At 65.0% G+C, this 26524-nt stretch carries 29 protein-coding genes and 1 tRNA gene; 15 read left to right on the top strand and 15 right to left on the bottom strand.

Annotated features, from left to right (window positions below; genetic code table 11):
* Positions 1 to 8: 8 nt before the first annotated feature.
* A complete protein-coding gene (dapA, locus tag U4960_RS12235; protein WP_324260914.1) occupies positions 9 to 890 on the bottom strand; it encodes a 4-hydroxy-tetrahydrodipicolinate synthase in 882 nt (293 codons plus the stop codon).
* A 101-nt stretch (positions 891 to 991) separates the two neighbouring features.
* Here dapA and U4960_RS12240 point away from each other — a divergent pair, with 101 nt between their 5' ends.
* From U4960_RS12240 to U4960_RS12250, 3 genes are read left to right on the top strand one after another with little or no spacing between them, the layout of a single operon-like run.
* Positions 992 to 2950: a lytic transglycosylase domain-containing protein gene (locus tag U4960_RS12240; protein WP_324260915.1), complete on the top strand. Its 1959-nt coding sequence runs from the start codon at positions 992 to 994 to the stop codon at positions 2948 to 2950.
* Between the two features lie 24 nt (positions 2951 to 2974).
* Complete coding sequence (locus tag U4960_RS12245; protein WP_324260916.1) at positions 2975 to 3451, top strand: GreA/GreB family elongation factor; 477 nt, start codon at positions 2975 to 2977, stop codon at positions 3449 to 3451.
* A gap of 28 nt (positions 3452 to 3479) precedes the next feature.
* Positions 3480 to 3935: a hypothetical protein gene (locus U4960_RS12250; RefSeq protein ID WP_324260917.1), complete on the top strand. Its 456-nt coding sequence runs from the start codon at positions 3480 to 3482 to the stop codon at positions 3933 to 3935.
* Positions 3936 to 3992: 57 nt separating this feature from the next.
* Here the strand turns inward: U4960_RS12250 and U4960_RS12255 are convergent, their stop codons facing one another.
* A complete protein-coding gene (locus tag U4960_RS12255) occupies positions 3993 to 4661 on the bottom strand; it encodes an outer membrane protein (RefSeq protein ID WP_324260918.1) in 669 nt (222 codons plus the stop codon).
* Between the two features lie 223 nt (positions 4662 to 4884).
* Here U4960_RS12255 and rlmN point away from each other — a divergent pair, with 223 nt between their 5' ends.
* The 6 genes from rlmN to U4960_RS12285 all read left to right on the top strand — a co-directional run bounded on the left by rlmN (position 4885) and on the right by U4960_RS12285 (position 9516).
* Positions 4885 to 6132 (top strand): 23S rRNA (adenine(2503)-C(2))-methyltransferase RlmN, encoded by a 1248-nt coding sequence (gene rlmN, locus U4960_RS12260; protein ID WP_324260919.1) that lies wholly within the window; start codon positions 4885 to 4887, stop codon positions 6130 to 6132.
* Positions 6129 to 6779: an MOSC domain-containing protein gene (locus tag U4960_RS12265; RefSeq protein WP_324260920.1), complete on the top strand. Its 651-nt coding sequence runs from the start codon at positions 6129 to 6131 to the stop codon at positions 6777 to 6779. Before rlmN ends, U4960_RS12265 begins: the two co-directional genes overlap by 4 nt.
* Positions 6780 to 6906: 127 nt before the next feature.
* Positions 6907 to 7278 carry a glycine zipper 2TM domain-containing protein gene (locus U4960_RS12270; RefSeq protein ID WP_324260921.1) on the top strand — a complete coding sequence of 124 codons (372 nt, stop codon included), beginning with the start codon at positions 6907 to 6909 and terminating at the stop codon, positions 7276 to 7278.
* A gap of 80 nt (positions 7279 to 7358) precedes the next feature.
* Entirely contained in the window at positions 7359 to 8120 is a 762-nt protein-coding gene (locus U4960_RS12275; protein WP_324260922.1) for an SDR family oxidoreductase, read from the top strand.
* Positions 8117 to 8779 carry a cytochrome b/b6 domain-containing protein gene (locus tag U4960_RS12280; protein ID WP_324260923.1) on the top strand — a complete coding sequence of 221 codons (663 nt, stop codon included), beginning with the start codon at positions 8117 to 8119 and terminating at the stop codon, positions 8777 to 8779. The genes U4960_RS12275 and U4960_RS12280 overlap by 4 nt, the downstream gene beginning before the upstream one ends.
* The gene (locus tag U4960_RS12285) at positions 8776 to 9516 is read left to right on the top strand and encodes a molybdopterin-dependent oxidoreductase (protein WP_324260924.1); all 741 of its coding nucleotides are present in this window, start codon (positions 8776 to 8778) and stop codon (positions 9514 to 9516) included. The genes U4960_RS12280 and U4960_RS12285 overlap by 4 nt, the downstream gene beginning before the upstream one ends.
* On the opposite strand, the gene U4960_RS12290 is transcribed toward U4960_RS12285, so the two are convergent.
* The 5 genes from U4960_RS12290 to U4960_RS12310 all read right to left on the bottom strand — a co-directional run bounded on the left by U4960_RS12290 (position 9513) and on the right by U4960_RS12310 (position 14845).
* Positions 9513 to 9950, bottom strand: a complete 438-nt coding sequence (locus U4960_RS12290; RefSeq protein WP_416379069.1) for a DUF1801 domain-containing protein — start codon at positions 9948 to 9950, stop codon at positions 9513 to 9515. The two genes, U4960_RS12285 and U4960_RS12290, sit on opposite strands and share 4 nt — an antisense overlap.
* 41 nt (positions 9951 to 9991) lie before the next feature.
* On the bottom strand, positions 9992 to 11032 hold the full coding sequence (locus U4960_RS12295) for a hypothetical protein (RefSeq protein WP_324260925.1): 1041 nt from the start codon (positions 11030 to 11032) through the stop codon (positions 9992 to 9994).
* Positions 11013 to 11291 carry an ETC complex I subunit gene (locus tag U4960_RS12300; RefSeq protein WP_324260926.1) on the bottom strand — a complete coding sequence of 93 codons (279 nt, stop codon included), beginning with the start codon at positions 11289 to 11291 and terminating at the stop codon, positions 11013 to 11015. The genes U4960_RS12295 and U4960_RS12300 overlap by 20 nt, the downstream gene beginning before the upstream one ends.
* Positions 11292 to 11306: 15 nt before the next feature.
* The gene (gene hrpB / locus U4960_RS12305) at positions 11307 to 13724 is read right to left on the bottom strand and encodes an ATP-dependent helicase HrpB (protein WP_324263102.1); all 2418 of its coding nucleotides are present in this window, start codon (positions 13722 to 13724) and stop codon (positions 11307 to 11309) included.
* 110 nt (positions 13725 to 13834) lie between these two features.
* Positions 13835 to 14845 (bottom strand): polyprenyl synthetase family protein, encoded by a 1011-nt coding sequence (locus U4960_RS12310; protein WP_324260927.1) that lies wholly within the window; start codon positions 14843 to 14845, stop codon positions 13835 to 13837.
* An 86-nt stretch (positions 14846 to 14931) separates the two neighbouring features.
* On the opposite strand from U4960_RS12310, the gene U4960_RS12315 reads away from it, so the two are divergent.
* Positions 14932 to 15225 (top strand): chorismate mutase, encoded by a 294-nt coding sequence (locus U4960_RS12315; RefSeq protein WP_324260928.1) that lies wholly within the window; start codon positions 14932 to 14934, stop codon positions 15223 to 15225.
* 102 nt (positions 15226 to 15327) lie between these two features.
* Complete coding sequence (locus tag U4960_RS12320) at positions 15328 to 15684, top strand: PilZ domain-containing protein (RefSeq protein ID WP_324260929.1); 357 nt, start codon at positions 15328 to 15330, stop codon at positions 15682 to 15684.
* Positions 15685 to 15694: 10 nt separating this feature from the next.
* Here U4960_RS12320 and U4960_RS12325 read toward each other — a convergent pair whose 3' ends face one another.
* From U4960_RS12325 to U4960_RS12340, 4 genes are all read right to left on the bottom strand, one after another.
* Complete coding sequence (locus tag U4960_RS12325; protein WP_324263103.1) at positions 15695 to 17008, bottom strand: sensor histidine kinase; 1314 nt, start codon at positions 17006 to 17008, stop codon at positions 15695 to 15697.
* Positions 17009 to 17102: 94 nt separating this feature from the next.
* A complete protein-coding gene (locus tag U4960_RS12330) occupies positions 17103 to 17780 on the bottom strand; it encodes a response regulator transcription factor (protein WP_324260930.1) in 678 nt (225 codons plus the stop codon).
* Between the two features lie 108 nt (positions 17781 to 17888).
* Positions 17889 to 18191, bottom strand: coding sequence for a hypothetical protein (locus U4960_RS12335; protein WP_416379120.1), 303 nt, complete (start codon positions 18189 to 18191; stop codon positions 17889 to 17891).
* Between the two features lie 83 nt (positions 18192 to 18274).
* Complete coding sequence (locus tag U4960_RS12340; RefSeq protein WP_324260932.1) at positions 18275 to 18979, bottom strand: SIMPL domain-containing protein; 705 nt, start codon at positions 18977 to 18979, stop codon at positions 18275 to 18277.
* 97 nt (positions 18980 to 19076) lie between these two features.
* On the opposite strand from U4960_RS12340, the gene U4960_RS12345 reads away from it, so the two are divergent.
* Positions 19077 to 20885, top strand: coding sequence for an ABC-F family ATP-binding cassette domain-containing protein (locus U4960_RS12345; RefSeq protein ID WP_324260933.1), 1809 nt, complete (start codon positions 19077 to 19079; stop codon positions 20883 to 20885).
* Between the two features lies 1 nt (position 20886).
* Here the strand turns inward: U4960_RS12345 and U4960_RS12350 are convergent, their stop codons facing one another.
* Positions 20887 to 21360, bottom strand: coding sequence for a DUF6456 domain-containing protein (locus U4960_RS12350; protein WP_324260934.1), 474 nt, complete (start codon positions 21358 to 21360; stop codon positions 20887 to 20889).
* Between the two features lie 110 nt (positions 21361 to 21470).
* Here U4960_RS12350 and U4960_RS12355 point away from each other — a divergent pair, with 110 nt between their 5' ends.
* The gene (locus U4960_RS12355) at positions 21471 to 22043 is read left to right on the top strand and encodes a helix-turn-helix domain-containing protein (protein ID WP_324260935.1); all 573 of its coding nucleotides are present in this window, start codon (positions 21471 to 21473) and stop codon (positions 22041 to 22043) included.
* A 62-nt stretch (positions 22044 to 22105) separates the two neighbouring features.
* Positions 22106 to 23227 carry a glycosyltransferase gene (locus tag U4960_RS12360; RefSeq protein ID WP_324260936.1) on the top strand — a complete coding sequence of 374 codons (1122 nt, stop codon included), beginning with the start codon at positions 22106 to 22108 and terminating at the stop codon, positions 23225 to 23227.
* Here U4960_RS12360 and secF read toward each other — a convergent pair.
* The 3 genes from secF to yajC are packed head-to-tail and all read right to left on the bottom strand — an operon-like array spanning position 23220 to position 26164.
* Positions 23220 to 24197 carry a protein translocase subunit SecF gene (gene secF / locus U4960_RS12365; RefSeq protein WP_324260937.1) on the bottom strand — a complete coding sequence of 326 codons (978 nt, stop codon included), beginning with the start codon at positions 24195 to 24197 and terminating at the stop codon, positions 23220 to 23222. The genes U4960_RS12360 and secF overlap by 8 nt on opposite strands.
* Before the next feature lie 12 nt (positions 24198 to 24209).
* On the bottom strand, positions 24210 to 25808 hold the full coding sequence (gene secD, locus U4960_RS12370) for a protein translocase subunit SecD (RefSeq protein ID WP_324260938.1): 1599 nt from the start codon (positions 25806 to 25808) through the stop codon (positions 24210 to 24212).
* A 29-nt stretch (positions 25809 to 25837) separates the two neighbouring features.
* Complete coding sequence (yajC, locus tag U4960_RS12375; protein WP_324263104.1) at positions 25838 to 26164, bottom strand: preprotein translocase subunit YajC; 327 nt, start codon at positions 26162 to 26164, stop codon at positions 25838 to 25840.
* Positions 26165 to 26368: 204 nt separating this feature from the next.
* Here yajC and U4960_RS12380 point away from each other — a divergent pair.
* Positions 26369 to 26445 (top strand) — tRNA-Pro (locus U4960_RS12380).
* Positions 26446 to 26524 lie beyond the last annotated feature (79 nt).

Genomic DNA, 26524 nt, shown 5'->3' on the forward strand with positions numbered 1-26524 from the left:
GTCTTCTCCTACAGCAGCCCCGCAATCTCGAGCGCTTCGTCCACCGCCTTCTTCGCCGCGTCAGAACACTCGACCAGCGGCAGGCGTACCTGCGGGCGGAGCCAGTCGTGCACCCGGCTCAGCGCGTATTTCACCGGCGCGGGAGAGGCATCGCTGAACATCGCATAGTGGAGCGGGAACAGCCGGTCGTTCAGTTCGCGCGCCTTTTCCAGTTCGTTGGCAGCAATCGCGGCATGGAATTCGGAGCACAGCTTCGGTGCAACGTTGGCGGTAACCGAGATGCAGCCCGAGCCGCCGGCTGCCGAGTGCGGCAGCCACAGCTCGTCATTACCGGACAGCTGGCAGAAATGCTTGCCGATGCCCATCCGGTGGTCCGCCACGCGGGAAAGGTCGCCGCTGGCATCCTTGATACCCACGATCCGGTCGGGATACTTGGTCACCAGTTCGACCACGGTCTCGTCGAGCAGGTCGGTAACGGTGCGCCCGGGCACGTTGTAGAGCACGATCGGCAGATCGCTGTGCTCGGCCAGATAGCTGAAATGCGCGATCAGCCCCGCCTGACTGGGGCGGTTGTAATAGGGCGCGACGCACAGCCCCGCCTTGGCCCCGGCCTTGCGGCTGAACTGCATGTGCAGCAGCGCGTTCATCGTGTCGTTGCTGCCGCACCCGGCGATTACCGGCACGCGCCCTGCGGCCTGTTCGATGCAGACTTCGATCACCCGGTGATGCTCGGCATTGGACAGGGTCGAGGCCTCACCCGTGGTGCCGCAGGGGACCAGCGCGCTCGATCCGTTCTCGATCTGCCAGTCAACCAGCTTGCGAAAGGCTGCCTCGTCAAACACTCCGTCGCGAAAAGGAGTCACCAGGGCAGGGATTGAACCGGAGAACATTTACACGCATCCTCAAACACCGCATGACCGGGGCGAACCTGCCCAAGCCACCCGAACCGGCGCAAAGCCATTCAGCGCCTGATAAGGAGCCGCCTACCATTATGTCCAGCATGGACCGCTTTTCTGCCTTTTCGCTGCTCGCCCTCACCGCTTCCCTGCTGGCTTCACCAGCACCGGCCCTGGCGCAGGATGCGGCGTCGTGGGATCGTGCCCGGGCAGATATGGTGGCCAAGGCGCCGACACGGATGGCGCAGGCGATCGAACGCTGGGAGCACCTGACCAAGTACGACAATCTCGGTTTCGAGCCCTACGCCGAATTCGTCATGGCCTATCCCGGTTTTCCCCGCGAAGACCTGCTGCGGCGCCGCGCCGAGAAGGCTCTGGCGGACGAGCCGCTGCTGCCGGAACGGATTGTCGCATACTTTGACCAGTACCCGCCCCTGACCAATCAGGGTCGGGCGCGCTATGCCCTTGCCCTGTCGACTCTGCAGCGGCCACAATCGTTCGACATCGCACGCGAAGCATGGCGCGGCGGGCCGATGAGCGGCCAGTCAGAGCTCTATATCGAGGGCGTTTACGGCATCCGCTTCAATGGCCGCGACCATGCCGAGCGGATGGACGCGCTGCTATGGAACGATTCGCTGGAGGCAGCGGGTCGCCAGCTCCTGCGCCTGTCTGACGAGCAGCAGCCGATCTATCGCGCACGCCTGCGGATCCTGACCGGCGGGCTCGAACAGTCGGGCGAAATGGGCGTGCCGGGCGAAGCCATGCGCGACGCCGGTTTCGTCTACGACCTCGCCCGCCATTACCGCAAGACCGGGCAGGCGGGGCGCGCCGCCAACCTCCTGGCCACCCGGCCGCAGCTTGACCGGCCAGCCCGCTATCCGGAGCGGTTCGTCAGCGAGATGCTCAGCGTCGCGCAGGGAGCGAGCGCCAGCGAAGCCGCCCGCATCGCGGCGCGGATCGACGACCTGTTCGAACCGGGCGCAGACATTTCGCGCATGTCGTTTGCCTTGCGGGACGATTACACCTCGCTGATGTGGCTCGGCGGAACCAAGGCGCTGTGGACCAATGGCGATGCGCGATCTGCCGCCCCACTGTTTTACCGCTACGGGGCGGCCGCGCAGACCCCGCAAACCCGCTCCAAGGGGTTCTACTGGGCCGGGCGCGCGGCCGAGCAGGCAGGCGACCGCGCTGCCGCAGAGAATTATTATGCGCAGGCCGGGCAATACCCTGACCGGTTCTACGGTCAGCTGGCTCTCGGCAAGCTGGGCCGGACACCGGTCATTCCGCCGGAGGACAATTCTGCCCGGCCAAGCGCCGAACAGGTTGCCGCTTTCCGGGCCGCCCCGCTCACCCGGGCGGTGGAGGAACTGGCCAAGGGCGCGCCCTGGCGCACCGGCATCCTGTTCTACCGTGAGCTTGCGCAGTGGGCCACGACGCCCGAAGAACATGCCATGGTCGCCGATTTCGCCCGACAGATCGGCAGGCGCGATCTCGCCGTGAACCTGGCCGATGCGGCCGGGTCTGACGGGCACAGCCAATTCATCGCGCAGGGCTATCCCACGATTCAGACACCGCCGGGCGGCGAATGGACGATGATCCATGCGATCAGCCGGCAGGAAAGCCAGTTCGCCCAGAATGCCATCAGCCACGCCGGGGCGCGCGGACTGATGCAGCTGATGCCCGGCACTGCGCGCGAAGAAGCAGGCAAGGCGGGGATGCAGTACATGGAAGCCTCGCTGATCCAGGATGCGGGCTACAACGTTCAGCTTGGCAGCAATCACATCCAGCGACTGCTGGCGCGCTACAACGGCAGCTATCCGCTCGCCATCGCGGCCTACAACGCCGGGCCCGGCCGGGTGAACCAGTGGCTGCGCGCCAATGGCGATCCGCGCACCGGCTCGATCGACTGGGTGACATGGATCGAGCGGATCGGCATCACCGAAACGCGCACGTATGTGCATCGAGTGATCGAGAACGCAGTGGTCTACGAACAGTTGCACCCCGAGCGCGCGCCCTACGGCAAGCCGCGCACCGCTGCCGACTTCCTGCGCTAGGCAGACAACGGCGGGGGCAAGGCATTGAACGGCAGTAATCCAATCACCCCGGCGGGATATTCTGCCATGCGCGCGCGCTACGACCTTTTGCTGGGTACCGAGCGGCCCGCGATCGTGGAGATCGTCAGCTGGGCTGCGGGCAACGGTGATCGCAGCGAGAACGGCGATTACCTCTATGGTCGCAAGCGAATGCGGGAAATCGACCGCGAACTGGCGCACCTCGCGCGGCGGATGAAAACAGCCCGGGTGATCGAACCATCCAGCCAGCCGGAGCAGGACCGGGCCTATTTCGGCGCCACCGTCACCATCCTCGATGAGGACGACAGCGAGAAAGTGGTCACCATCGTCGGCGACGACGAGCAGGACGCCAGTGCCGGGCGGGTTGGCTGGTCCAGCCCGCTTGCCCGCGCGCTGCGCGGGGCGGCTGTGGGTGACGTCCGCCAGGTCAGGCTGCCGGTGGGCACCAAGGAATGGGAAATCACGGCCATCCGCTATGATTAAGCGCGGCGCGATAGCAATGGCGGTTCTGATGATCCTCGCCGCCCCTGCCTCAGCGCGGGACAGCCTGGGTGTATTTTCCAGCTGGGGCGCTTTTCGCGATCCGCAGGTGCCGCGCTGCTATGCCATCGCCAAGCCGCGTCCGGGCGAGATCCGGCGTGATTACCAGCCCTATGCCAGTGTCGGAACCTGGCCCAGGCGCAACATTCGCGGCCAGGTTCACTTCCGCCTTTCCCGCAAGCTTGCCACCGAGCCTCGCATCCAACTCGCGATCAGCGGCAAGCGCTTCACCCTGACGGGCGGCGGCGGGGACGCCTGGGCCCCCGACCGCGCAACCGACGCAGCGGTAGTGGCCGCGATGCGCTCTGCCGGATCAATGTCGGTCAGTGCGACCGACAGCCGGGGCCGGCGGTTTTCGAACATCTATGATCTTGCCGGGGCTGCGACCGCGCTCGATGCCGCAACCGTCGGCTGCGCCCGGCGGTAAAAAGCAAACGGCCGAGGCAAGTGCCCCGGCCGCTGCCTTTACCCGTTGCGTTTCCGATCAGAAGCGCATCCCCAGACCAACCGCCACCTGGTGACGGTCAAGGTCAACCTTGAAGCGTTCGGTATCGGGCAAGGTGCCCTCGAAATCGACTTCGGCCTTGGAATAGTTCGAATAGCGGTACTCGGCATTGATGAACATGTTCTGGCTCAGAGCCACCTCGACGCCGCCGCCGATGCGGTAGCCGTCGGTGTCATACCCTTCGCGGAACTCCCGCGTGCCATCGTTCGAGCGGATGTCGAATGTGGCGTTGGTGTAGCCACCCTTGACGTAGGCCAGAGCATTCTCGCCCACCTTCGCGCCGATCCGGGCACCGAGGTAAAGGTCACGCTCTGCCGAGACATTGCCGAAGCCGAAATTTTCGAAATCGCCGTCGTTGAAATCGGTATCGGCGCTCGAAAAGGTGAATTCGGCTTCCGGCCCCACCACCACACCGCCAAAATCGATGTCGTACCCGACCGCGGCACCATAGAGGATGCCATCGGCCGTCTGATCGTTGTTGTCGTTGATATCATCGTCGTCATCGCTGCCGGCGGTCACGCTGTCGTAACCGGTGACGGCCTGAACCCGCAGGCCGGTGAACGGCGATTCATCGACCGCCTGGGCCGATGCGGGGACTGCCACCAGAAACGTGCTGCCGGCAAGCAGAGCTGCAATGGTCTTTTTCATGGGACTATCTCCATTCATGCCGCAGGCGAGGTGCCTGCATGGGCAATCAAATGGATGGCGAGAGGTCCGGTTTCATGAACCTCACACAACAACAAAGTGTTGTTTTCAGGTTACATTCTTTCGACAGGGCGATAATCGTCAACGACGAACGGATGGAACGAAGCTGATCGCAGCGGCAGTTCGCTGGATTTCGCAGGCCAGCAAGACTATATGCGCGATCTCCATGGCCGACACAGCTCTCATGCCGATCCCCGGACAGGTGGATCCCGTTCCCATTGCGCGCGACATCACGCCGCGTGCCGATGGGCGTATCGACCTGCTGGGCCTGCCAAAGGCCCGCATTCGCGAACTGTTCGAGGCTGCGGGGCTTGATACCCTGCAGGCCAAGCTGCGGGCCAAGCAGGTGTTTCACTGGCTCTACCATCGCGGCGTGACCGACTTCGAGGCGATGACCGATATCGCCAAGACCATGCGTCCGTGGCTCGCTGAGCGCTTCGTGATCGGGCGGCCCGAGGTGGTTGAGGCCCAGCATTCGGTTGACGGCACCCGCAAGTGGCTGCTGCGCACGGCGGACGGCCACGATTTCGAGATGGTGTTCATCCCCGATGCTGACCGGGGTACGCTGTGCGTGTCCAGCCAGGTCGGCTGCACGCTCAACTGCACCTTCTGCCATACCGGCACCATGAAGCTGGTCCGCAACCTCACGCCCGGCGAAATCGTCGGTCAGGTCATGCTCGCCCGCGATGCACTGGGCGAATGGCCCAAGGGCAGCATGGCCAGCGACGCTGATGACCAGGATGACGAAGCGGGCCACTACACCGCCGACGGGCGCCTGCTGACCAATATCGTGATGATGGGCATGGGCGAACCGCTCTACAATTTCGACAATGTGCGCGATGCGCTCAAGCTGGTGATGGACGGTGACGGGCTGGCCCTGTCCAAGCGCCGCATCACCCTTTCGACCAGCGGCGTGGTCCCGATGATGGCCCGCTGCGGCGAGGAAATCGGGGTCAACCTGGCAGTCAGCCTCCACGCGGTGACCAAGGAAATCCGCGACGAGATCGTGCCGATCAACCGCAAGTACGGCATCGAGGAACTGCTCGGAGCCTGCGCCGCCTACCCCGGCGCCAGCAATGCGCGGCGGATCACCTTCGAGTATGTCATGCTCAAGGACAAGAATGACAGCGATGCGCACGCGCATGAACTGGTACGCCTGATCCGGGAGTACGACCTGCCTGCCAAAGTGAACCTGATCCCGTTCAACCCCTGGCCCGGTTCCGCCTATGAATGTTCGACGCCGGAACGGATCCGGCGCTTTTCGGATATTGTCTTCGAAGGCGGGATCAGCGCGCCGGTCCGCACCCCGCGCGGGCGCGATATCGATGCTGCCTGCGGCCAGCTCAAGACCACGGCGGAAAAGAAGAGCCGCGCCGAACGCGACCGCGAGGCGGCAGAAGCAGCAGCCGGGTGAACCCGCTCGTCAGCGCGATCTGCATCGGCCAGCCGCGCCCCTTCCGCGGCGAAGAACAGAGCGCGTTCGCCAAGCAACCGGTCGATGGTCCGGTGACTTTCGGGCCAGAAGGCATCCTTGGCGATGCACAGGCTGACCGCAAGCACCATGGCGGGCCGCATATGGCAGTGCATCTCTACCCGCTTGCCCACCATGCCTTCTGGGAAACCGAACTGGGCGGGCACGAACTGCTGGCCGAACCCGGCGCGTTCGGCAGCAACCTGGCCGTTGACACGATAACCGAAACCGAGGTGATGCTGGGCGATCGTTTCCGGCTTGGCACTGCTCTGCTGGAAGTGAGCCAGCCACGCCTGCCATGCTGGAAGATCGAGCACCGCTTCGGCTGCAAGGGCATGGTCCGTACGATCATCCGGACCGCCCGCTGCGGCTGGTATTTCCGCGTGATCGAACAGGGCATGGCGCAGGCGGGAGACAGCCTTGAGCGGATCGAAACCGGGTGCACCCCGTGGACAGTTGCCGAAGTGTTTGCCGAGATCGCCAACCCGAAGGCAGGCACCACATCCACGCGCCTTGCGGCAATGGCCCGGAGTGACGTTCTCTCGCCCAGCTGGCGCGAAGCCGCCCGCGAGAAAGCGGCCGCGCTTTAGCAATCCGTCCCGCCAGGGCCACAGCTGGTCCCGCCCTACCGGCGGCACGCCGTCCGTTCATCAGGCGTTGTGGACCTGCGGCACAGTTCGTTGGTTAAACCCGCAACACACGTTGAGGAGACCTGCGATGAAGAAAGCATTTCTGGCAATTGCGGCTGCGGCCCTGGCCGTTCCCACCGCCCCGGCCATGGCTGATCCCCCGCCATGGGCACCGGCCCACGGCAAGCGCGCGAAGGACCGCGCCTATGACTCGCGCGGCTATTATGTCGAACCGCGCCGGATCACCCGCAACTCGCGCATCTGGCGCGGTGACGACGGGCGCTATTATTGCCGCCGCGACAACGGCACCGCCGGCCTGGTGATCGGCGCGGGCGTGGGCGCACTGGCCGGGCATGAGCTGGCCGGGCGCGGAGACAAGACCCTTGGCGCCGTTCTGGGCGGAGTCGTAGGCGGCCTCCTTGGCCGCGAGATTGACCGGGGCAGCCTGCGCTGCCGCTAAGGCTGCGCCACCACCCAACAATTGCATGACGCCGGCGGCGCGGGCTTTCCAACGCCGCCGGGTTATGCTCCAAGGCGGGGATGCCTCGCCCCTCCGTCCTCATCACCGGCGCCGCGCGACGCCTTGGCGCAACCGTGGCCCGGGCGTTTGGCGAATCCGGCTGGCACGTCGTGCTTCACTACGGCAATTCCGCCCGCGAGGCCGAGGCATTGGCTGCCAGCCTGCCGAGCGCCGAAGCGATCCACTGCGATCTGGCCGACAGCTTGGCATCCTCGCAAATGGTAGAGCGGCTGGCGCTGCGGCTCAATGACTGGCGAGTGCTGGTCAACTGCGCGGCAATTTTCCGCCCGGACGATGTAACCGCGCTCGACTCGAACACCTATGACCGGTCGATGGCCATCAACGCCAAAACCCCGGTGCGCATGGCGCAGGCGTTCCTCCGGCTCGCCCGGTCGAAACAGGGGCGCACGGTAATCCAGTTCACCGACCAGAAGCTGGAGAACACCAATCCGGATTTCTTCAGTTATACCCTCAGCAAACATGCCGTCGCCGGGGCCCTGCCCATGCTCGCCATGGGGGCCGGTTGGCCGGAGGACCGGATCTATGGCCTCGCCCCCGGCGCGATCCTCGCCAGCCATGACCAGACCGAAGAAGAGGTGGAAATATCTCACCGGCTCAATCTGCTGCAGCGCAAGACCGGGGCGGACGAAATCGCCGATGCCTGCCTGTTCCTGGCGCAAGGTCATCTCGCCAGCGGTGAGACCCTGTTCATCGACAGTGGCCAGCACCTGATGCGCCAGCCGCGCGACGTGATCTATCTCGCCCGCGAGCACATGGAATGAAGCGCCACCCGCTTTCGACGCGGGTCTGGCACTGGGTCAACCTGCCCTGCCTGGTCGTGCTGTTCATGAGCGGGCTGACCATCTCCAACGCGCACCGCTATCTCTACTGGGGTGACTGGGGCTTCGCGCCGGAGCAGGCCTGGCTGGCGGTCCCGCGCTTTCCCGGCTGGATGACGATCCCCGCGAACTACAACCTGGCCGAAGCGCGTGACTGGCACATCCTGATGGCCTGGCCCTTCGCGCTCGGGCTGCTGTTCGTCTGGCTCGCCATGCTCGGCAACCGGCACTTCTGGCGGCGCCTGCGCACCCGGCGCGACGAATGGTCCCCGGCGGCAGTCTGGCGTGAGGTCAGGGCCCACCTGCGGCTCGATTTCGACCATCCCGGCGGCGGCTACAACTTCCTCCAGCGGCTGGCTTACGGGCTGGTGCTGGGGGTGATGCTGCCGATGATGGTGTTCACCGGCATGGCGATCAGCCCGGGGATCGAACCGGCCATGCCGTGGCTGGTCGATGCGCTGGGCGGGCGACAGAGCGCGCGCAGCCTGCACTTCCTGTTCGCCTGGGCACTGATCGCGTTCCTCGTCGTCCACGTGGTGCTGGTCCTGCTCAACCGGCCGCTGGCCCTGCTGCACGACATGGTGACGGGGGGCAGCCGATGAGACGCCGCAACGTCCTCGCCGGCCTTGGCGCACTTTTCGCGGGCGGATGCGCCAAAGTGGCCGACACCGGAACGGCGCAGTCGCTGTTCGATCTGGCGGAAGGCTGGCACCGCAAGGCGCACCGCCTGCTGGCCAATCGCGAGGCGCTGGCCCCGGAATATCCCCGCGCAGCGATCTCGCCCTATTTCCGTGGCAATGGTTCGCTTACGGTAAGCAGCGATTTCTACCGCGCTCAGCTCACCGCCGGTTTCCCCGACTGGCGGCTGGAAGTGCGCGGGCTGGTCAAAAGCCCGCTCAGCCTCTCGCTAGACGATCTGCGCGCCCTGCCCCAGCGCACCCAGGTCACCCGCCACGATTGCGTGGAAGGCTGGAGCGCGATCGGCGAATGGACCGGGCCGCAGCTTTCCACCCTGCTCGAAATGGCCAGGTTGCGCGAGGACGCGCAGTTCATCGTGTTCCGCTGCGCTGACCGGCTGGCGAACCGCGACTATTACGAGAGCGTTGACCTGGTCGATGCCTGGCACCCGCAGACAATCGTCGCCCACGCATTGAACGGCCAGCCGCTGCCGGAAAAGAACGGCGCTCCCTTGCGGATGCGGATCGAACGCCAGCTCGGCTACAAGCACGCCAAATATGTCACCGCGATCGAAGCGGTCGCCAGCCTCGACGAGATCGGTGACGGCAAAGGCGGCTATTGGGAAGACCGCTCCGGCTACCAGTGGTATGCGGGGATTTAGGGATAGAGCCGTGCCATCGTCGCCCAGTCGGCGGCGGCAATCTCCTCCAGCACCGCCATATCGATATCGGCCAGCTTGTTCACATAGAGGCAACTCGCCCCGGTCGAATGCCTGCCCAGCCGGGCGAGCAATTCGTCGCGGTGCTTGCCGGTCAGCGCGTCGCAATAACCGCCCATCAGGTAAAGCGAGAGCCGGGCCTTGCGCGGGCTGAACCCGATCCGCATCCAGTGCACGTCGCGCCCGCTGGCATAGGTGGTGCGGTATTCGCCATAGCCGATCATGCTCGGCCCCCACATTTTCGGGACCTCGCCGGTTACCCGCCGGAACAGGGCATCGAGCACAAGTGCTTCGTCACGACGCCGTTCAGGCTCGACTGATGCAATAAAGTCGGCCGGATCAACCGGCGTGATTTGCGTCTTGGCTTCGCCCATCATGGCTCTCCCCGTACGCCAGTCTAGTGCGCCGGGAGAGGGTTTCAATCGATCGCGATGCCAAGCTTGCGCGCTTCCGCTATCCGCACCGCGTTGGCTCTGGCGATCCGGCGCGCCTCGCGCTCTCCGGACTCGCGGGCCCCGGCGAACAGCGAGCGTGCCGCCGTGCACCGCGCCTTGCCATCACCACCCTTCTGCGCTTCGATCAGCGCAGTGGCGGTCAAAAGGAAATCGGTAACATCTTCGGCGGATTCGCGGCTATCATAAGAAACCGCGCGATCCTCGATCTCCAGGCTTTCCTCGAAAGAGAGTTTGCCAGAGGTGCGGATTTTCCACCGCAACCACATTTCAAGTCGGCGCTGATAGTCCCCCTCCGCCCCTAGATCGGGCGGCTGGCCGATATGCGCGATGACAACCGGTGCGGTCTGATCGAGCTTTTCCACCTGATCAAGCCGCGCAAGCAATGTATCGTCATCACAATCGAAACGCGCCAGCCAGGAATCGGCTACGTTCGCCCAATCCGCTGGCGGCGGCAGTGGGCGCGGAGAACCTTCGGCCAGATCGCCCAGGGCCTCTGCCGCCGACAGGTCCAGCAACGCCGCATCACCGCACGTCAGTTCGAAGTTCCCATTGCTGGCAGCCTTGACCGCAAATGTGCGCGGTCCGTCCGCAGTGGCAATTTCCTTGCGGTATTCGACAGGCTCGAACAGGCCATCTTCTTCGCCGTGGAGAGACCATCCCGCCGCTTCCAGCTCTTCCGAGATCCCATCAAGCCATGGGAAATGTTCCATCCCTTCGAACCCCGGACCTTGCCACTCGATTGCAGCCAGGCGGTTCGACCAGGTCGTGAAGATCAACGAGGCATCAACCAGCGGAGCGGGCGCCTGCGTTTCGACTTCGGCCAGTTCAGCCCAGTGCGCGCTGGTTTCGACCGCTCCGAGCAGGTAACCATTGAGCCCGATTTGCGGGCAAAGCAGCTCTATCTGCTCCACATCCGGGATGAAGCGGCCCTGCGCGGATGCCGGGGTCGTCAGCGGCAGGGCAAGCGCTGCGAGCGCCAGCGCATTAACGGAAATTGTCCGCATAAGCCTGCAACTTGATCGCCTTGGGCGGAGTCGCATGGACACGGGCAGCAATCCCGTACCGCTCGGCATAGGCTTTCGCCTCGTCCTTGCTCGGGAACGTGAGCACGACCTGCGACTGGGTGTCGGCGCTGCCGGTCCAGCCCATCAGCGGATCGGGGCGGCGCGCTTCGGACTGCTCGAATTCGAGCACCCACTCCTCGGTGCGGGCCTTGCCGGACTGCATCGCGTTTTTCGGGCGTTGATAAATGCGGGCGCTCATGGGCTGCGCTCTAAATCACGAATCGCTGCGTGAAAAGGCGTTCTTGGTCTTCAGGCTGGGCTTTTCCGCCCATGGTTCATCGGGCCAGCGGTGCCTGGGGTAGCGCCCTTTCATCTCTTTCTTCACGTCCGCCCACGATCCGCGCCAGAAACCGGGCAGGTCGCGGGTCGACTGGAGCGGGCGACCAGCCGGACTGGTGAGCTTGAGGAGCAGGGGCGTATCGCCCACCATCGGGTGGCGCTCAAGCCCGAACAGCGCCTGCACCCGGACCTCGACGCTAGGGGCATCATCCCCGGCATAGTCGATCGCATGGTGCGTGCCTGCAGGCGAGGCGAACTCGCGCGGGGCGAGCCGGTCGAGCAGTTGGCGCGCATCCCAGTCGAGCAGGGCCAGCAGGGCGTCGGCAAGCTTGCCCCTGGACACATCGAGATCGCGGCGACCGGCGAGCAGGGGCCGCAACCACTGGTCGGCACTGGCGCGCAGCGCAGGCTCCTCCCACCCGACAATCCCGGCGTAGCGCCCGCGATTGACCAGCTCGCGCGGGAGAATGGCTGACAGGTTGTCCAGCGCCTTGTCCACAAGCATGTCCACAACCGCCACCGGGTCGGGCGCGGGATCAGGACCGGTAGCCAGAGTGATTGCGCCGAGCCGCCGTTCGAGCCGGGCTTCAACACGCTCACCGGTCCAGCGCAACACGCTGCGCCGCTCGATGCGGGGTGCCAACCAGAGTTCGACCTCGGTTTCCTCCAGAGCCAGCGCTGCGGTAATTCGTGCGCCCTTGGCCTGCCCCTGAGCATCGCCGATCACCAGCCATTCGGCGCGCGCCAGCGAGCTTGTGGGATCGAGCACGAACCCCCGCCCGCCCGCTGAAAGCCAGTGCTCGCCCGAAGGATCGCGGCGGCGCGCCACATTGTCTGGGTAACCTGCCGCGAGAAGGACGGCGGGGGGCGGCTCCTGCCTTGCCGGCGTTGCCTTGCCTGCCAGTTCATCCCACCGTGCGGCGAGCTTGCGGCTGGCCTCCGCGCGCGGGGAACGGTCGGCATCCCAGCGCTGGAGGCGCGCGGCGAGGTCCTCGCCCCGCCCGCCAAGACCACGCTCCTGCAGCAGCAGGGCGAGCCTGGCCGCCGTGCGCCCTGCCCCATGCTCCGCCCCGTAAAGCACCATCGCCGCCTGCGCCGGGTCGAGCGGCAAGGCGGCCAGCGCTTCCCCCCGCCCGGTAATCCGCCCCGAATCGTCCAGCGCGCCGAGTGCTTCCAGCCGCGCCCGTGCCGCCGCGACCGAGGCCGCAGGCGGCGGGTCAATCCACGGCAGGCTGGCCGCGTCCGCCGTGCCCCACCGTGCCAGCGCCAGGACCAGCGGCGCGAGGTCGGCGGTCTCGATCTCCGGCGGCGCGAACGGCGGCCTGCCCGCGTGCCCGGCCTCTTCCCACAGGCGATAGGCCACCCCCGGCCCCTGCCGCGCTGCCCGGCCCGCGCGCTGGGCGGCCGAGGCCTGGCTGGCGCGCCGGGTGACAAGATGGGTGGTCCCGGCAGCCTTGTCGAATTCGGCATGGCGAGCGAGGCCGCTGTCGATGATGATATCGACACCGTCGAGGGTCAGCGACGTCTCGGCAATCGCGGTCGCGAGCACGATCCGCCGCCGCCCTTGCGGGTCACGCCGGATCGCCGCGCGCTGGGACGCCGGTTCGCACTGCCCGTGAAGCGGGAGGATCGGCACCTCGGGCAAGCGCTCGACCAGCCGCTCGCGGGTGCGCTCGATTTCGCCTACGCCGGGGAGGAACGCGAGAATGTCGCCACCCTCTTCGCGCCAGGCAGTCAGCACGGCACCCGCCATGGCGTCTTCAATCCGTTTCTCAGGAGCGGAGCCCAACCAGCGGATTTCAAGCGGGAAAGCCTTGCCTTCGCTTTTGACAACCGCCGCACCATCGCCCAGCAGACGTGCGAACCGCGCGCCGTCGAGCGTGGCCGACATCACGCAGACCCGCAGGTCCTCGCGCAGCACGGCGCGGCTCTCCAGTGCCAGCGCGAGGCCAAGGTCGCTGTCGAGGTGGCGTTCGTGCGCCTCGTCGAACAACACCGCAGACACACCCGGCAGTTCGGGATCGGCGACGATCCGGTTGACGAAAATCGCCTCCGTCATCACCAGCACCCGCGTCTTGCCTGAGGCCCTGCTGTCGAGCCTCGTCAGATAGCCGATTGTTTCTCCCGGCTTTTCGCCCAGCAACTCGGCCATCCGCTCGGCCGCTGCGCGGGCCGCCACCCGGCGCGGGCTGAGCAGAATGACCTGCCCCGTGCACCAGCCCTCGCCCAGCAGCGCGGGCGCGACCGCCGTGGTCTTCCCGGCTCCCGGCGGCGCGATAAGTACGGCAGCACCCTTGTCGGCAAGGGCGCCGAGAAGATCGGACAGGACGCCGTGGATGGGGAGGTCGGGGATCACGGCACCGCCATATCCGGTCGTGCCGAGCGAAGTCGAGACACGATGCACTGTGCGCGATGTCTCGGCTGCGGCCTACGGCCTGCGCTCGATACGAACGGGCCGGGTAATCAATACCCCCGCGCGACCGCGAATTGCGCCGCTTCGGCCATCGCGGCGCGGGCTTTGCTGTCGGGGAAGATCGATATGGCGTTGATCGCCCGCTCGGCAAAGTGGCGTGCCCGTTCGCGGGTGGTTTCGACGGCGTCATACTTGCCGATCAGGCGGATCGCCTCGGCAAGTTCGGCATCGCCGGCGCGGTGGCCTGCGATCGCCAGCTGCCAGAACTTGCGTTCTTCTTCCGTCCCGCGGGCATAGGCGAGGATCACGGGCAGGGTCATCTTGCCTTCGCGGAAATCGTCGCCCTGGTCCTTGCCCATTTCGGCGGCGTCGGAATCGTAATCGATCGCATCGTCGACCAGCTGGAACGCCACACCGAGGTTGCGACCATAGTCTTCCAGCGCCCGCTCCTGCTGTTCGTCGCACTCAGCCACCACAGCCGCAATCCGGCTGGCCGCGGCGAACAGGGCGGCGGTCTTGGCGCCGATAATCGACAGATAGCGTTCCTCGCTGGTGCCGATCTGGCGCTGGGCGGTAAGCTGCGACACCTCGCCTTCGGCGATGATGGCGCTGGCGCTGGAAAGGATCTTGAGCACCTTGAGGCTGCCGTCCTCGGTCATCAGCTCGAAGGCGCGGCTGAACAGGAAATCGCCGACCAGCACGGTCGCCGGATTGCCGAAGATGATGTTGGCCGCAGCCTTGCCCCGGCGCAGTTCGCTGCCATCGACCACATCGTCATGCAGCAAGGTGGCGGTATGGATGAATTCCACCGCGGCGGCGAGCTTGTGGTGGCGGGCGCCCTGGTAGCCGACCAGCTCCGCCCCCGCGAGCGTCAGCATTGGGCGCAGCCGCTTGCCACCACCCGAAATCAGGTGTCCTGCCAGCGCCGGGATGAGCGGAATCTCGCTCTGCATCCGGTCAAGGATCACCGCATTGACCGAATTCATGCCCTGCGCGGTCAGCGCCAGCATCGGGTCGAGCGAGGGCCGCTTGCGCGGCAGGGGGACGATTTCGGCAGTCATCGCCCCGCCATGCGACTGCGGGGCGGGCTTGGCAAGAGTTGAGAACACTTGGAAACCCGGCTGCCCCCGTGATAGGCAGCGCCGCGATGACCGACACAGCTCCCGATCCTCAGCTCGCCGCTTTCCGCCGCAGCATCGACAATATTGACGCCGCGATTGTCCATATGCTGGCAGAGCGGTTCCGCATCACGCAGGCAGTCGGCGCCTACAAGGCAGCGAATGCCCTGCCCCCGTCCGACCCCGGGCGCGAACAGGCCCAGATCGAACGACTGCGCAAACTGGCAGAGGAATCGGATCTGGACCCGGAGTTCGGCGAGAAATTCATCCGCTTCGTGATCGATGAAGTGATCCGTCACCATGAAAAGGCGCGGCAAGGATAGGCAGAGGCCCCTGCCCCGCGTTTACGGCTCTTTCATGGTTGCCGCGCTATTAACCATGCCATGGCAAGCGCACCGCATCTCCCCCTGGCATCGGCACCGGACTTGTCCGCCGTTCTTGGCCGCCGCCGTTCGGAACGGCTGACGGTCTGCCTGCCGGGCAAAGTGGTCCTGCTCGATGGCGAGTTTGACTGTGCGCTGGACGATGTTTCCCAGACCGGCGCCCGAATCATTACGGATGCGCCGCTGCCGGTTGGCCGACGGGGCATCCTTTCCTGTTCTCCGCTTGAGGCGGTCTTTTCGGTCGTCTGGACCAGAGGCCGGTTTGCGGGGCTCGAGTTCGAGGAAGATGAGCCGCTCGGCACCATCCGCCTGCTGCGCTGGCACAATGACCGTGATCGTGAGCGGCATGATGCCACCTTGCGCCAGCTGGTCCAGAGATGGGGCTCGGGCGGCTGGTAAGGCGGCCGTTTCAGGCTGCCCGCGGCAAGCTCAGCTTGACCAGCAGGCCGCCAAGATCCTCGCTCTCGCCCAGCGAAACCTCCCCCCCGTAGATTTCCGCCACGTCCCGCACGATCGCCAGGCCGAGGCCCGTTCCGGGCTTGCCGGTATCGAGCCGCGCGCCGCGATCAAAGATCCGCGGCCATTCCGCTGCCGGAATACCGGTTCCGTCGTCCTCGACCCAGATCACGCACTGTTCCGCCTCGCGCTCGGCGTCGACCGTCACAAACACGCTGCCGCCGCCATATTTGGCGGCATTTTCAATCAGGTTACCCAGGATCTCGTCCAGATCCTGCCGTTCGATCGCGACTTTCGCGGCGCGGTTACCGTCAATGTCGAACCGGACATCGGGATAGAGCCGCTCGACCGCACGCCGCACGCCCTCTGCGCTGTCGCACACCGGGGTGCTGGCCAGGCCAACCGCGCGCCGCCCCACGGCCCGCGCCCGTGCCAGATGGTGCTCCACATGGCGCTGCATGGTCCGGGCCTCGCGGATCACCGTTTCCGCCAGATCGGGCGCATGGGCGGTGGCCGCATTGGTGACCACGGTCAGCGGAGTCTTGAGCGCGTGGGCCAGATTGCCGGCATGGGTCCGGGCTTCCTCCGCCTGCTGTTCCGAATGGGCCAGAAGCATGTTGAGTTCCTGCACCAGCGGCTGCACTTCCAGCGGCAGGGGATCAGTCACCCGGTTGGTTCCGGTGGTGCGGATGCGCTGGATTGCCGCCCGCACGCGCCGCAGGGGACGCAGGCCATACCAGCTCTGCAGGGTGGCCATCAGAAACAGCCCCAGACCCAGAACGATAAAGCTCCACAGCAGGATGTTGCGGATCTGCGCCTGCTGCGCCTGGCGTTCTCCGGTGGCGGAGGCAACGGCGAAGGTCCAGCGCGTCTCGCTGTCAGGCAGGATCACGGTGCGCTCGACCACCCGCAAAGGCTCGCCCGGGAACTGGTTACTGTCGTAATAGTGGGGATCGTTGTCGACATGGTCGCCCTGAACACGGAGCGTGCGATCCCACAGGCTGCGCGAGGGCCAGGAATCGTGCCCGGCGCCGTCGATCTGCCAGTAGAGCCCACTGTTCGGTTCAAGGAACCGCTGGTCGCCCAGCGCGCGGTAGAACAGCACCTCTCCGTCCTGCCCGATCTCGGCCGAGGCGATCATGGCGGTAAGCATGTATTCGAGCTGGTCGTCGAAATTGCGCTGGACCAGGTTGCTGAGGGCCCGGTCCAGCGCGAAGCCGCCGGCCAGCAGGAGGACGAGAATCCAGCCCGCCGCGATCATCATCATCCGGCGCGAAAGGCTGCCGGTATGCGGCGTGCCCCCGATGGGCGGGGTGTCGGATGCCCCTGCGGAATTCTCGGCCGGGGCGCTCACATCACCCTCAGCCGCGCGTGCCTTCGGCCGGATCGTCGAGGCTGTAGCCCAGGCCGCGGATGGTGGTAATCACATCGGCTCCCAGCTTTTTCCGGATGCGCGTTACGAAGACTTCGATCGTATTCGAATCACGGTCGAAATCCTGATCGTAAATGTGCTCGATCAGCTCGGTCCGGCTGACCACCTTGCCCTTGTGGTGCATCAGGTAGCTGAGCAGCTTGTATTCCTGCGCAGTCAGCTTGACCGGCTCGCCGTTCAGGGTGACCCGGCCGGAGCGGGTATCGAGCCGCACGTCGCCAGCGGTCATTTCGGCAGAGGTGTTGCCGGAAGCGCGGCGGATCAGCGCCCGCAGGCGGGCGATCAGCTCTTCCGTGCGGAACGGCTTGGCCAGGTAGTCGTCAGCACCGGCATCAAGGCCGGCCACTTTGTCGGACCAGGAATCGCGCGCAGTCAGCACCAGCACGGGAAACTTGCGGCCTTCCTTGCGCCACATGCCGAGCACGGTCAGCCCGTCGATCTCCGGCAGGCCGAGGTCGAGGATCACCGCATCATATTCTTCGGTCGAGCCCATGAAGTGGCCGTCTTCGCCATCGGTCGAAAGATCGACCGCATAGCCGGTCTGTTCAAGCGTGGACTTGAGCTGTTTGCCGAGTGTTGGTTCATCCTCAACGATCAGGATACGCATCGATGCTGGCTCCCCTGTGGTGCCGATGATTAAGGTTGCTCCTAAGTGGTCGCTTGAAGGAATGGCGTCAACACGGCCGACATCTGCTGCCCCCGCCTATTCGCGATGCTATTGGGTGCGCCGAAGCACCCGACCGGTGCGCGCATCGACATCGACGAACAGCACCCGCCCCTGACGGATGAACTTGAGGCGATAGGCCATTGCGGTGGCATCGTAGGCGAACCCCAGATATTCCGAACCGCGCATCGTCGGCAGGATACGCGCCTCGATCTCGCGCGAACGCAAGATGTTGCCCGCCTGCATTTCCTTGCGCGCCTCACCCTGATCAGAGCGCGGCTGGGCCAGTGCAGGTGCGGCCACGCCGGTAAACACAAGCGCACCGGCCAGACAGGGGAGGATGAGCTTTTGCATCATGCTTTCCTGCCTAGGCCTGAGGCATTGAACAAGTTCTGAATGCTGCGGTTGCCGCCCATTCAGGTTTGACGCACTTAATATTAACGTGTCATTTCATAGGTGACTGATACGCTGACGGACGTCCCCACCAGACCGGGCTCCACCGGAGTGGGCGCGGAGGAAGCTTCCATCGCCTGCGCGCGCATATAGGGCACAGGCATTCCGCCCTGCATGGATTCGCTGATCTTGAGCACCCTCACGCCCGTATAGCCGCTCCATTCGGCATATTGCCGCGCCATCGCCCCGGCCTTTTCCACGGCTGCCTTGCGAGCCTGCGCCTGGGCGGCCGTGTCATCCTCGATCGAGAAGCTGGGGCCCGACAGATCGGTCGCCCCGGCTGCGACCAGCGCATCCAGTATCCGCCCGGTTTCGTCCACCTTGCGCAAGGTTACACTCACCCGGTTGGACGCCTGATAACCGCGGAATACCTGACGCTGGCCGTTGTAATCGTAAGCCGCGTTGAGATTGATCCCGGTGGTCTGCACATCGTCTGCGGCAATTCCGAGCGAGCGGATGCGCTGGACAACGCGCGCCATCTGTTCGGCATTCAGCCGCATGGCCTCGACTGCCGTGGCGGCTTCGGTCGTCACCCCTGCGCCGACCTCAACCAGATCGGGCCGGCCCTTGACCGTCTCGGTCACGCTGAGCTCCACAATCGGCCCTTGAGCGGTGACGGTGACTTCCGCCGCCGCAAGCGGGGAAGCGGCCATGGTCAGGGCGGCAAGAGGCAGGGCAATTCGGGTCATAAGCAAGGTCTCCTTGGTCTGTGCCCATCGGCGCAGTGCCCTTACGCGTGGCTGAACCGCTTGTTCCAGTGAGCCGCGCCGTCTAGTGCGTCGCGCCATGGCGCAACCCCCCGTTCTCTCGCTGGAAAACATGGCCCTGCAACAGGGCGGCAAGTGGCTGTTCGGCGATGGCGCCGGTGCTTCGCTCGACCTGCATGTGGGCCCGCGCGACCGGCTTGCCCTGATCGGGCGCAACGGCGCCGGGAAGACGACGCTGTTCCGGCTGATTGACAATCGCATCGAAGCTGACCGGGGCGAGCGCAAGATCAAGCCGGGCCTGCGCATCGTGCTGCTGGAGCAGGATCCCGACCTTTCCGGCTGCGCGACGCTGATGGACTTCGCCCTGGCTGGCAGCGATGCCCCGGCAGTCCATGAGGTGGAGGCCATTGCCGGCCAGCTCGGTATCGATATGTCCACGCCCGCTGCCGGGGCGAGCGGCGGCGAAAAGCGGCGGGCCGCGATTGCCCGCGCCCTGGCGCAGGACCCGGACCTGCTGCTGATGGACGAGCCGACCAATCACCTGGACCTCGCCGCGATTGACTGGCTGGAAAGCTGGCTCGACCGGTACAAGGGGGCGTTCGTGGTCATCAGCCATGACCGGACCTTCCTCAAGCGCCTGACCAGTGCCACCATCTGGCTCGACCGGGGCCAGTTGCGGCGCAAGGAAGTGGGCTTCGGCGGCTACGAGGCCTGGGAGGATCAGGTTTACGCCGAGGAAGCGCGCGCCGCCGAGAAGATGGACGCCAAGCTCAAGATCGAGGCGCACTGGCTCGAACGCGGGGTCACGGCGCGGCGCAAGCGCAACCAGGGGCGGCTGGAAAAGCTGTGGCAGATGCGCAGCGCCCGCGCCGCGATGATTGCACCCAAGGGGACGGCGAAACTCGGCCTTGCGACCGAGGAAGAGTTCAAATCCAAGTCGGTCATCGTGGCTGAGGGTGTGTCGAAGAGCTTTGGCGAGCGCCGGATCATCCGCGATTTCACCTTTCGCATCCAGCGCGGCGACCGGATCGGCGTGGTCGGATCCAACGGTGCCGGCAAGACCACCCTGCTCAAGCTGCTGACCGGCGAACTGGCCCCTGATAGCGGCACTATCGACATCTCCCCGAAGCTGACCGGCGTGATGATCGACCAGCAGCGAAGCCTGATGACGCCCGACAAGACCGTGCGCCAGGTTCTGGCCGAAGGCGGCGACTGGATCGACGTGCGCGGCGTGCGCAAGCACGTTCAAGGTTACCTCAAAGAGTTCCTGTTCGACCCTCGCGTGGTGGACATGAAAGTGGGCGTCATGAGCGGGGGCGAACGCAGCCGCCTGCTGCTGGCGCGCGAATTTGCCCGCAAGTCCAACCTGCTGGTGCTCGATGAGCCGACCAACGACCTCGATCTGGAAACGCTCGACCTGCTCCAGGAAGTGATCGCGGATTATGAAGGCACCGTTCTGATCGTCAGCCATGATCGCGACTTCCTCGACCGGACTGTCACGGTCACCCTGGGGCTAGATGGAAGCGGCTACGTCGACATCGTCGCAGGCGGATACGAGGACTGGCAGACCAAGCGGATCGCGCGATCCACCAAGCCTGCTCCTGCGCGGGCCGAGCGAAGCCGCGAAACGCCCGCCGCGCCGCCGCCGAAAAGCACCAAGCTGACCTATAAGGACCAGCGCGATTACGAGCTGCTCCCGGCCCGGATCGAGGAGCTCGACGCTGCAATCGCGCGGGGCGAGGCCTTGCTGGCTGACCCGGACCTCTACACCCGCGATCCCGCCCGCTTCGCCACCATCAACAAGGGGCTTGAGCACGCCCGCGCCGAAAAAGAGGCGGCAGAAGAACGCTGGCTGGCACTGGCAGAAGCGGTCGAGGGCCAGACCTGAGTCACGGGATCCGGTAAAAATCCGCCACGCGCTCCAGGGCGATGCGGAGCACCAGCTTTCCGCTGCGCGCAGGCCATTCGAGCGCGCGTTCGGCATGTGGCAGACCCTCGCAGGCACAAACCACCCGCCACAAGATATCCTCCAGGCCCTTGCCCGCCGCCGCGATGGCGCCATCGAAGCGTTGGCGCGCGGCGATCTGCCGCTCGGTGGGCGAAAGCCCGCCATTACCGCCGCCACTGATCCGCACCGGATCCCACCGCATGGTCACGTTCGGACCAAGCTGAGCGCGCTCGTAATCGGCGCGCAGGCGCTCGCCCGCATCGAACAGGCGCGCCTCAAGATGGCCCCGCGCATGGAGCCAGGCGATCGGGCTTTCAGCGAGGTTGACGGTCACAGTGTGCCGCTTGCCTTTCGCCCCGCCCCGGCGGCGCGGGCCTTCATCGGTCAGTTCGCGTTCCACGAGGATGCGGTTCACGGCAGTTCTCCTTGTTTGTGATTCGACAGCCAGGCTCGACAGCCGAGCCTTGCAATTATTGGGTTCGTGTAGGAAAGAGATAAAACCATATTGGTTATCGGGCTTCCTTCATGATCAACCGCATCCGCGATATCCGCCGCCAGAAGGGCCTGACCCTGGCCGACCTTGCTGCCGCCTGCGACCCGCCGACGACCGCGCAGACGATCGGCCGGCTCGAAACGGGAATGCGCAACCTTTCGACCAAGTGGATGGACCGGATCGCGGCGGCGATGGATGTCGATCCGGAGTCGCTCGTGCGGTCTGGCCTGTCGGCGCAGCCGCAAGTTGTTGCAGTGCTTGCACCCGGCGGGGCTGAAGCCCTTGCTTCTCCTCGTGAGGCAATCCTGCCAACCGACGTCGGCAGCGGCGGCCCGCTCCTGGCACTTGAGGTCGAAGCTGCCGCCGGGCCTTACCAGGCAGGCGACCTGCTGTGGCTGCGGCAGGTAGCTCCGGAGGACTTCGCACGTGCAATCAACCGCGACGTGCTGGTTCCCCGCAGCGGAGGGCGGTTCGCTTTCGGCCGGCTGATCGACCGGAAAGGCACGATGGTCGGCATCCTGCCGCCCGGACAGGGGCAGAAACAGCAGGTCGTCGACAATCCCGCCTGGATTGCCGTGGCAGAGATGCTGGTGCGCCCGCTGTGAAGCGCGTCCTTTCGATATCGACCCTTTACCCCAATTCTGCGTCGCCGCGGTTCGGGACGTTCGTGGCCCGCTCGATGGAGGCCTTGGCCGCTCAGGGCGACTGGCAGGTGACCATGATCAACCCGATCGGGGTTCCACCACTCGCTTTCGGCCGATACCGGGCGCTGCGCAGGGCGGCAATGGGAGGGGTTGAACAGGGGGTTGAGGTTCACCGGCCGACCTTCACCCTGATCCCGCGCCTGGGCGCAAGGATCAACCCCGGAGTCATTGCCCGTACGATACTGCCGCTGGTGACGCGGCTGCATCGGGACCAACCCTTCGATCTGGTCGATGCGCAGTTCTTTTATCCGGACGGTCCGGTTGCAGCGCGGATCGCAGAAAAGCTTGGCCTGCCCTTTTCCGTCAAGGCCCGGGGCAGCGATATCACGTACTGGGGCGGGCGCGGATTCGCTGCCGAGCAGATGGTAGACGCCGCCCGCCGTGCAACCGGTTTGCTCGCGGTGTCACAAGCTCTGGCAGAAGACATGGCCGCGCTCGGCATGGATCGGAACAAGATTACCATCCACTACACCGGGCTCGACCGGGAGCGCTTCCGGCCGCTGGGCCATGCGGGGCTCCGTACCCGGCTCAATGACACGCTTGGCCTGTCATTGCCGGAAACCCGGCCCGTCCTGGCAACTGTCGGCGCGCTGCTGGAACTCAAAGGGCAGCATCTGGTGATAGGTGCGCTGCCGGCCTTACCCGGAATGCATCTGATGCTGGTCGGCAAGGGAGAGAACGAGCGCCAACTGCGCGATCTTGCCGCCAAGCTGGGCCTGACAGACCGAGTCCATTTTCTCGGATCGATTGATCATGACATGTTGCCACTGGTGCTTTCGGCGGCAGACGCGATGGTCCTGCCAACCCGCAATGAAGGCCTGGCCAACGCCTGGGTGGAGTCCCTCGCCTGCGGAACCCCGGTGGTGACCTGCGGCGTCGGTGGCGCAGGGGAACTGGTAACCGAGCCAGCCGCCGGCGAACTGGTTGAGCGGTCCATCCCCGCCATTGTCGCAGGAATCAGAGCCGTGCTCGCCCGCGAGGCGCCGCGCGAAGATGTTGCTGCAACGGTCGACCGGTTCGACTGGCGGATACACTCTGCCGAACTGGCCGCTTATTATGATCGGCTCGTCGCGCAGGTCAGCTGAGCTGCCGAGCAGCCTTTTCCTGCGCCTCGGTGGCTGTTTCATCAGGCACGAAACTGTCCGAGTTCACACCCAGCCAGATCAGGATCGGAGCTGCCATGTAAACCGAGCTGTAGGTCCCCACGACCAGGCCGAGGAAGATCGCCGCAATCATGCTGAACAGGCTTGCAGGGCCGAACAGCAACAGCGGAAGCAGAGCCACGCCGAGGGTGAGCGAGGTCATCACGGTGCGGGCCAAGGTCTCGTTTACCGACAGATCCAGCAGTTCGACCAGCGGCATCTTGCGATACTTTTTCAGGTTTTCGCGGATGCGGTCATAGACCACGATCGTGTCGTTAAGCGAATAGCCGATGATGGCCAGAATGGCAGCAATGCTCTGAAGGCTGAACTCCATTTCGAACAAGGCAAACATGCCCAGCGCCAACGAGACGTCGTGGAATAGCGCGAACAAACCGCCGACCCCGAACTGCCATTCGAATCTCACCCAGATGTAAAGCGCCACGCCCAGCATCGCGAGCACGAGCGCCAGCACTGCGTCACCCCGGAATTCATCCGAAACCTTCCCGGAAACGTTGTCATTGCCATCCAGCCGGAAATCGGGGTGCCCCTGCTTCATCTCCTCGACAATGCGGTTGGCGATGACCTGTGCGGCTTCCTTGTCCTGGGCCACCTCGTCCGGCAGCTGCACCCGGATCGAGACCTGGTTCGGATCGCCGAACTGCTGGACGACGGGCGTTCCGTAACCCAGGTTGCCCAGACGGTCGCGGATTTCCCCGATCGGAGCTTCGCTGCTTTCGGTAAAAGTGGCACGCAATTCCATGCCACCGGCGAAATCGACCCCGAAGTTCAGCCCTTTGCCCAGAATGAGCGCCCAGGCCCCGACAATCAGCAGGCAGCTGAAGATGTAAAACGGGACCCGTAGCCGCAGGAAACGGATGTTGGTGTCATCGGGGACGAGCTTGAGAAGACGCATGGTCTGTGCCCCTTACAGATTGAGATCGTTCGGCCGCGCCTTGCGCAGCCAGTCGGCAACCCACATCCGGGTCAAGGTAACGGCAGTGAACACGCTGGTGAACAGCCCGATCACCAGGACCACGGCAAAACCGCGCACCGGCCCGGATCCGAACATGAACAGCAGAACCCCGGCGATGAAGTTGGTCACGTTCGCGTCGTAAATAGCGCGACTGGCTTCCTTGTAGCCGGTTTCGATGGCCGCAATCACCCGGCGCCCGCGTTTTCGCTCTTCCCGGATTCGTTCATTGATCAGCACGTTGGCATCGACGGCTGCGCCAATGGTCAGGACAAAACCGGCGATGCCAGGCAGGGTCAGCGTCGTGCCGAGCAGGGCCATGATCCCCAGGATCATCGCCACGTTGAACACCAGTGCGACTGTCGCATAGACGCCGAACCGGCCGTAGCTGGCAATCATCAGGGCGATCACGGCCACCGAGCCGACCATCATTGCCAGCATCCCGCGCCGGATCGAGTCCTTGCCAAGGTCAGGGCCGACGGTGCGCTCTTCGACAACTGCAAGGTCAACCGGCAAGGCACCGGAGCGCAGAGAGATTGCCAGCTGGTTGGCTGATTGCGTGGTGAAGCTGCCGGCAATCTGTGCGCTGCCGCCCAGGATTGGTTCGTTGATATTCGGCGCAGAAAGCACCTTGCCATCGAGAATGATCGCGAACGGCTTGTTGACGTTCTCCTGCGTCAGCTTGGCAAAGCGCGCGCCGCCCTGCGAATCGAACTGGATCGTGACCACTGCCTCGTTGGTCTGCTGGTCGAAACTCTGCTGGGCGTTGATCAGGTTGTCGCCCTTGATTCCGCCAAGCCGGCGGACAGCGATCGACTGTCCGGCAAAATCGCTGCCTTCGGCATAGGGAAAGATCTGGCTTCCCGGCGGCGCAATCCCCTGCGCTACGTCAGCAGGCAACGCGGTCTGGTCGACCAGCTTGAATTCGAGCTTGGCCGTTTGGCCAAGCAGCGCCTTGAGTTCATCGGGGTTCTGCAGGCCGGGCACCTGGACCACGATGCGGGTATCGCCCTGGCGGATGATGGTCGGTTCACGCGTACCGAGCGCGTCGATGCGTTTGCGGACGACCTCTGTCGCGCTGTCCATGGCATCGGTCACTGCCTGCTCGAGACCATCGCTGGTCGGCGTCAGCACCATCCGGGTCTCGTCGAGAACCTGCAGATCCCACTCGCGGGTCAGCCCGGTCCCGTTGACCAATGGCATCAGCAGTTCGCGCGCCCGGTCCACATCGGCCGGACTTTCGACCATAAAGCTGAGCTGCCCGTTGGCGGTGGACACGTCACCGATGCGAATGCGGGGTTCGGCATTGCGCATTGTGTTGCGCACGGCCTCTTCCATATTCTCGATCCGCTGCTCACCAACCTGGCTGGCATCGGCCTCGAGCAGAATATGGCTGCCCCCGGCAAGATCGAGCCCGAGATTGACCATCGGGTCGGGCAATGCATCGGGCCAGCGGGCGTTGCCCATCGACACGAGCGAAGGGATCGCGGCGGCCGCAAAGGCCAGCGTGATCCCCCACAACCAGACCTTTTTCCAGGTCGGAAATTCCAGCATCGGTGCGGTGCTCCTGCGGCTCGCTGCGCTCAGTCGTTGGCCGGTGTGCCGCCGGGGAGCACGATGTCGCCAATGGTGTGCTTGACCACCTTGACCTTGACCCCCTGGGCAATCTCGACATCCGCGTAGGTGTCATCAACACGAGTCACCTTGCCCACGATCCCACCCGACGTGACAACCTGATCGCCCTTTTTGAGACCGCCGATTTTTTCGCGGTGGGCCTTCTGCTGCTTCATCTGCGGGCGGATGATCAGGAACCAGAAGATCGCAATCATGCCGACAATCGGCAGCCAGCCCAGCCAGGCGGGCGGAGCATCGGCAGATGCGGCGGCGGCAGCAGTGAGGAAATCGAACATCGGATCGGACCTGTGTAAACGGTTGTTGCGACCATCGCGGGCCAGGTCCGGTAAGGCTTTTGCCTGGCCGACACCCGCTCCCATGCGGCAAGTGGGCGCGCCTAGCAGCAATACAAGGGCATCGCAACGCAAGCCCGCAAGCTGCTGTCGCAATCCGGCTTGCCAGTGCCGGACACGCCCCTTATAGGCGCACCTCCACTGGAACGGGACGTAGCGCAGCCTGGTAGCGCATCACACTGGGGGTGTGGGGGTCGGAGGTTCGAATCCTCTCGTCCCGACCAGTGGTTTTCCCCCTAACATCCCCCGCCCGGCATCTTGCCCCGGACCACGCCCGCGCCTAACCGGCGTGCGAGGAGTGCC

Origin of the sequence: Altererythrobacter sp. H2, assembly GCF_035319885.1 — a bacterium.
Lineage (GTDB): Bacteria > Pseudomonadota > Alphaproteobacteria > Sphingomonadales > Sphingomonadaceae > 34-65-8.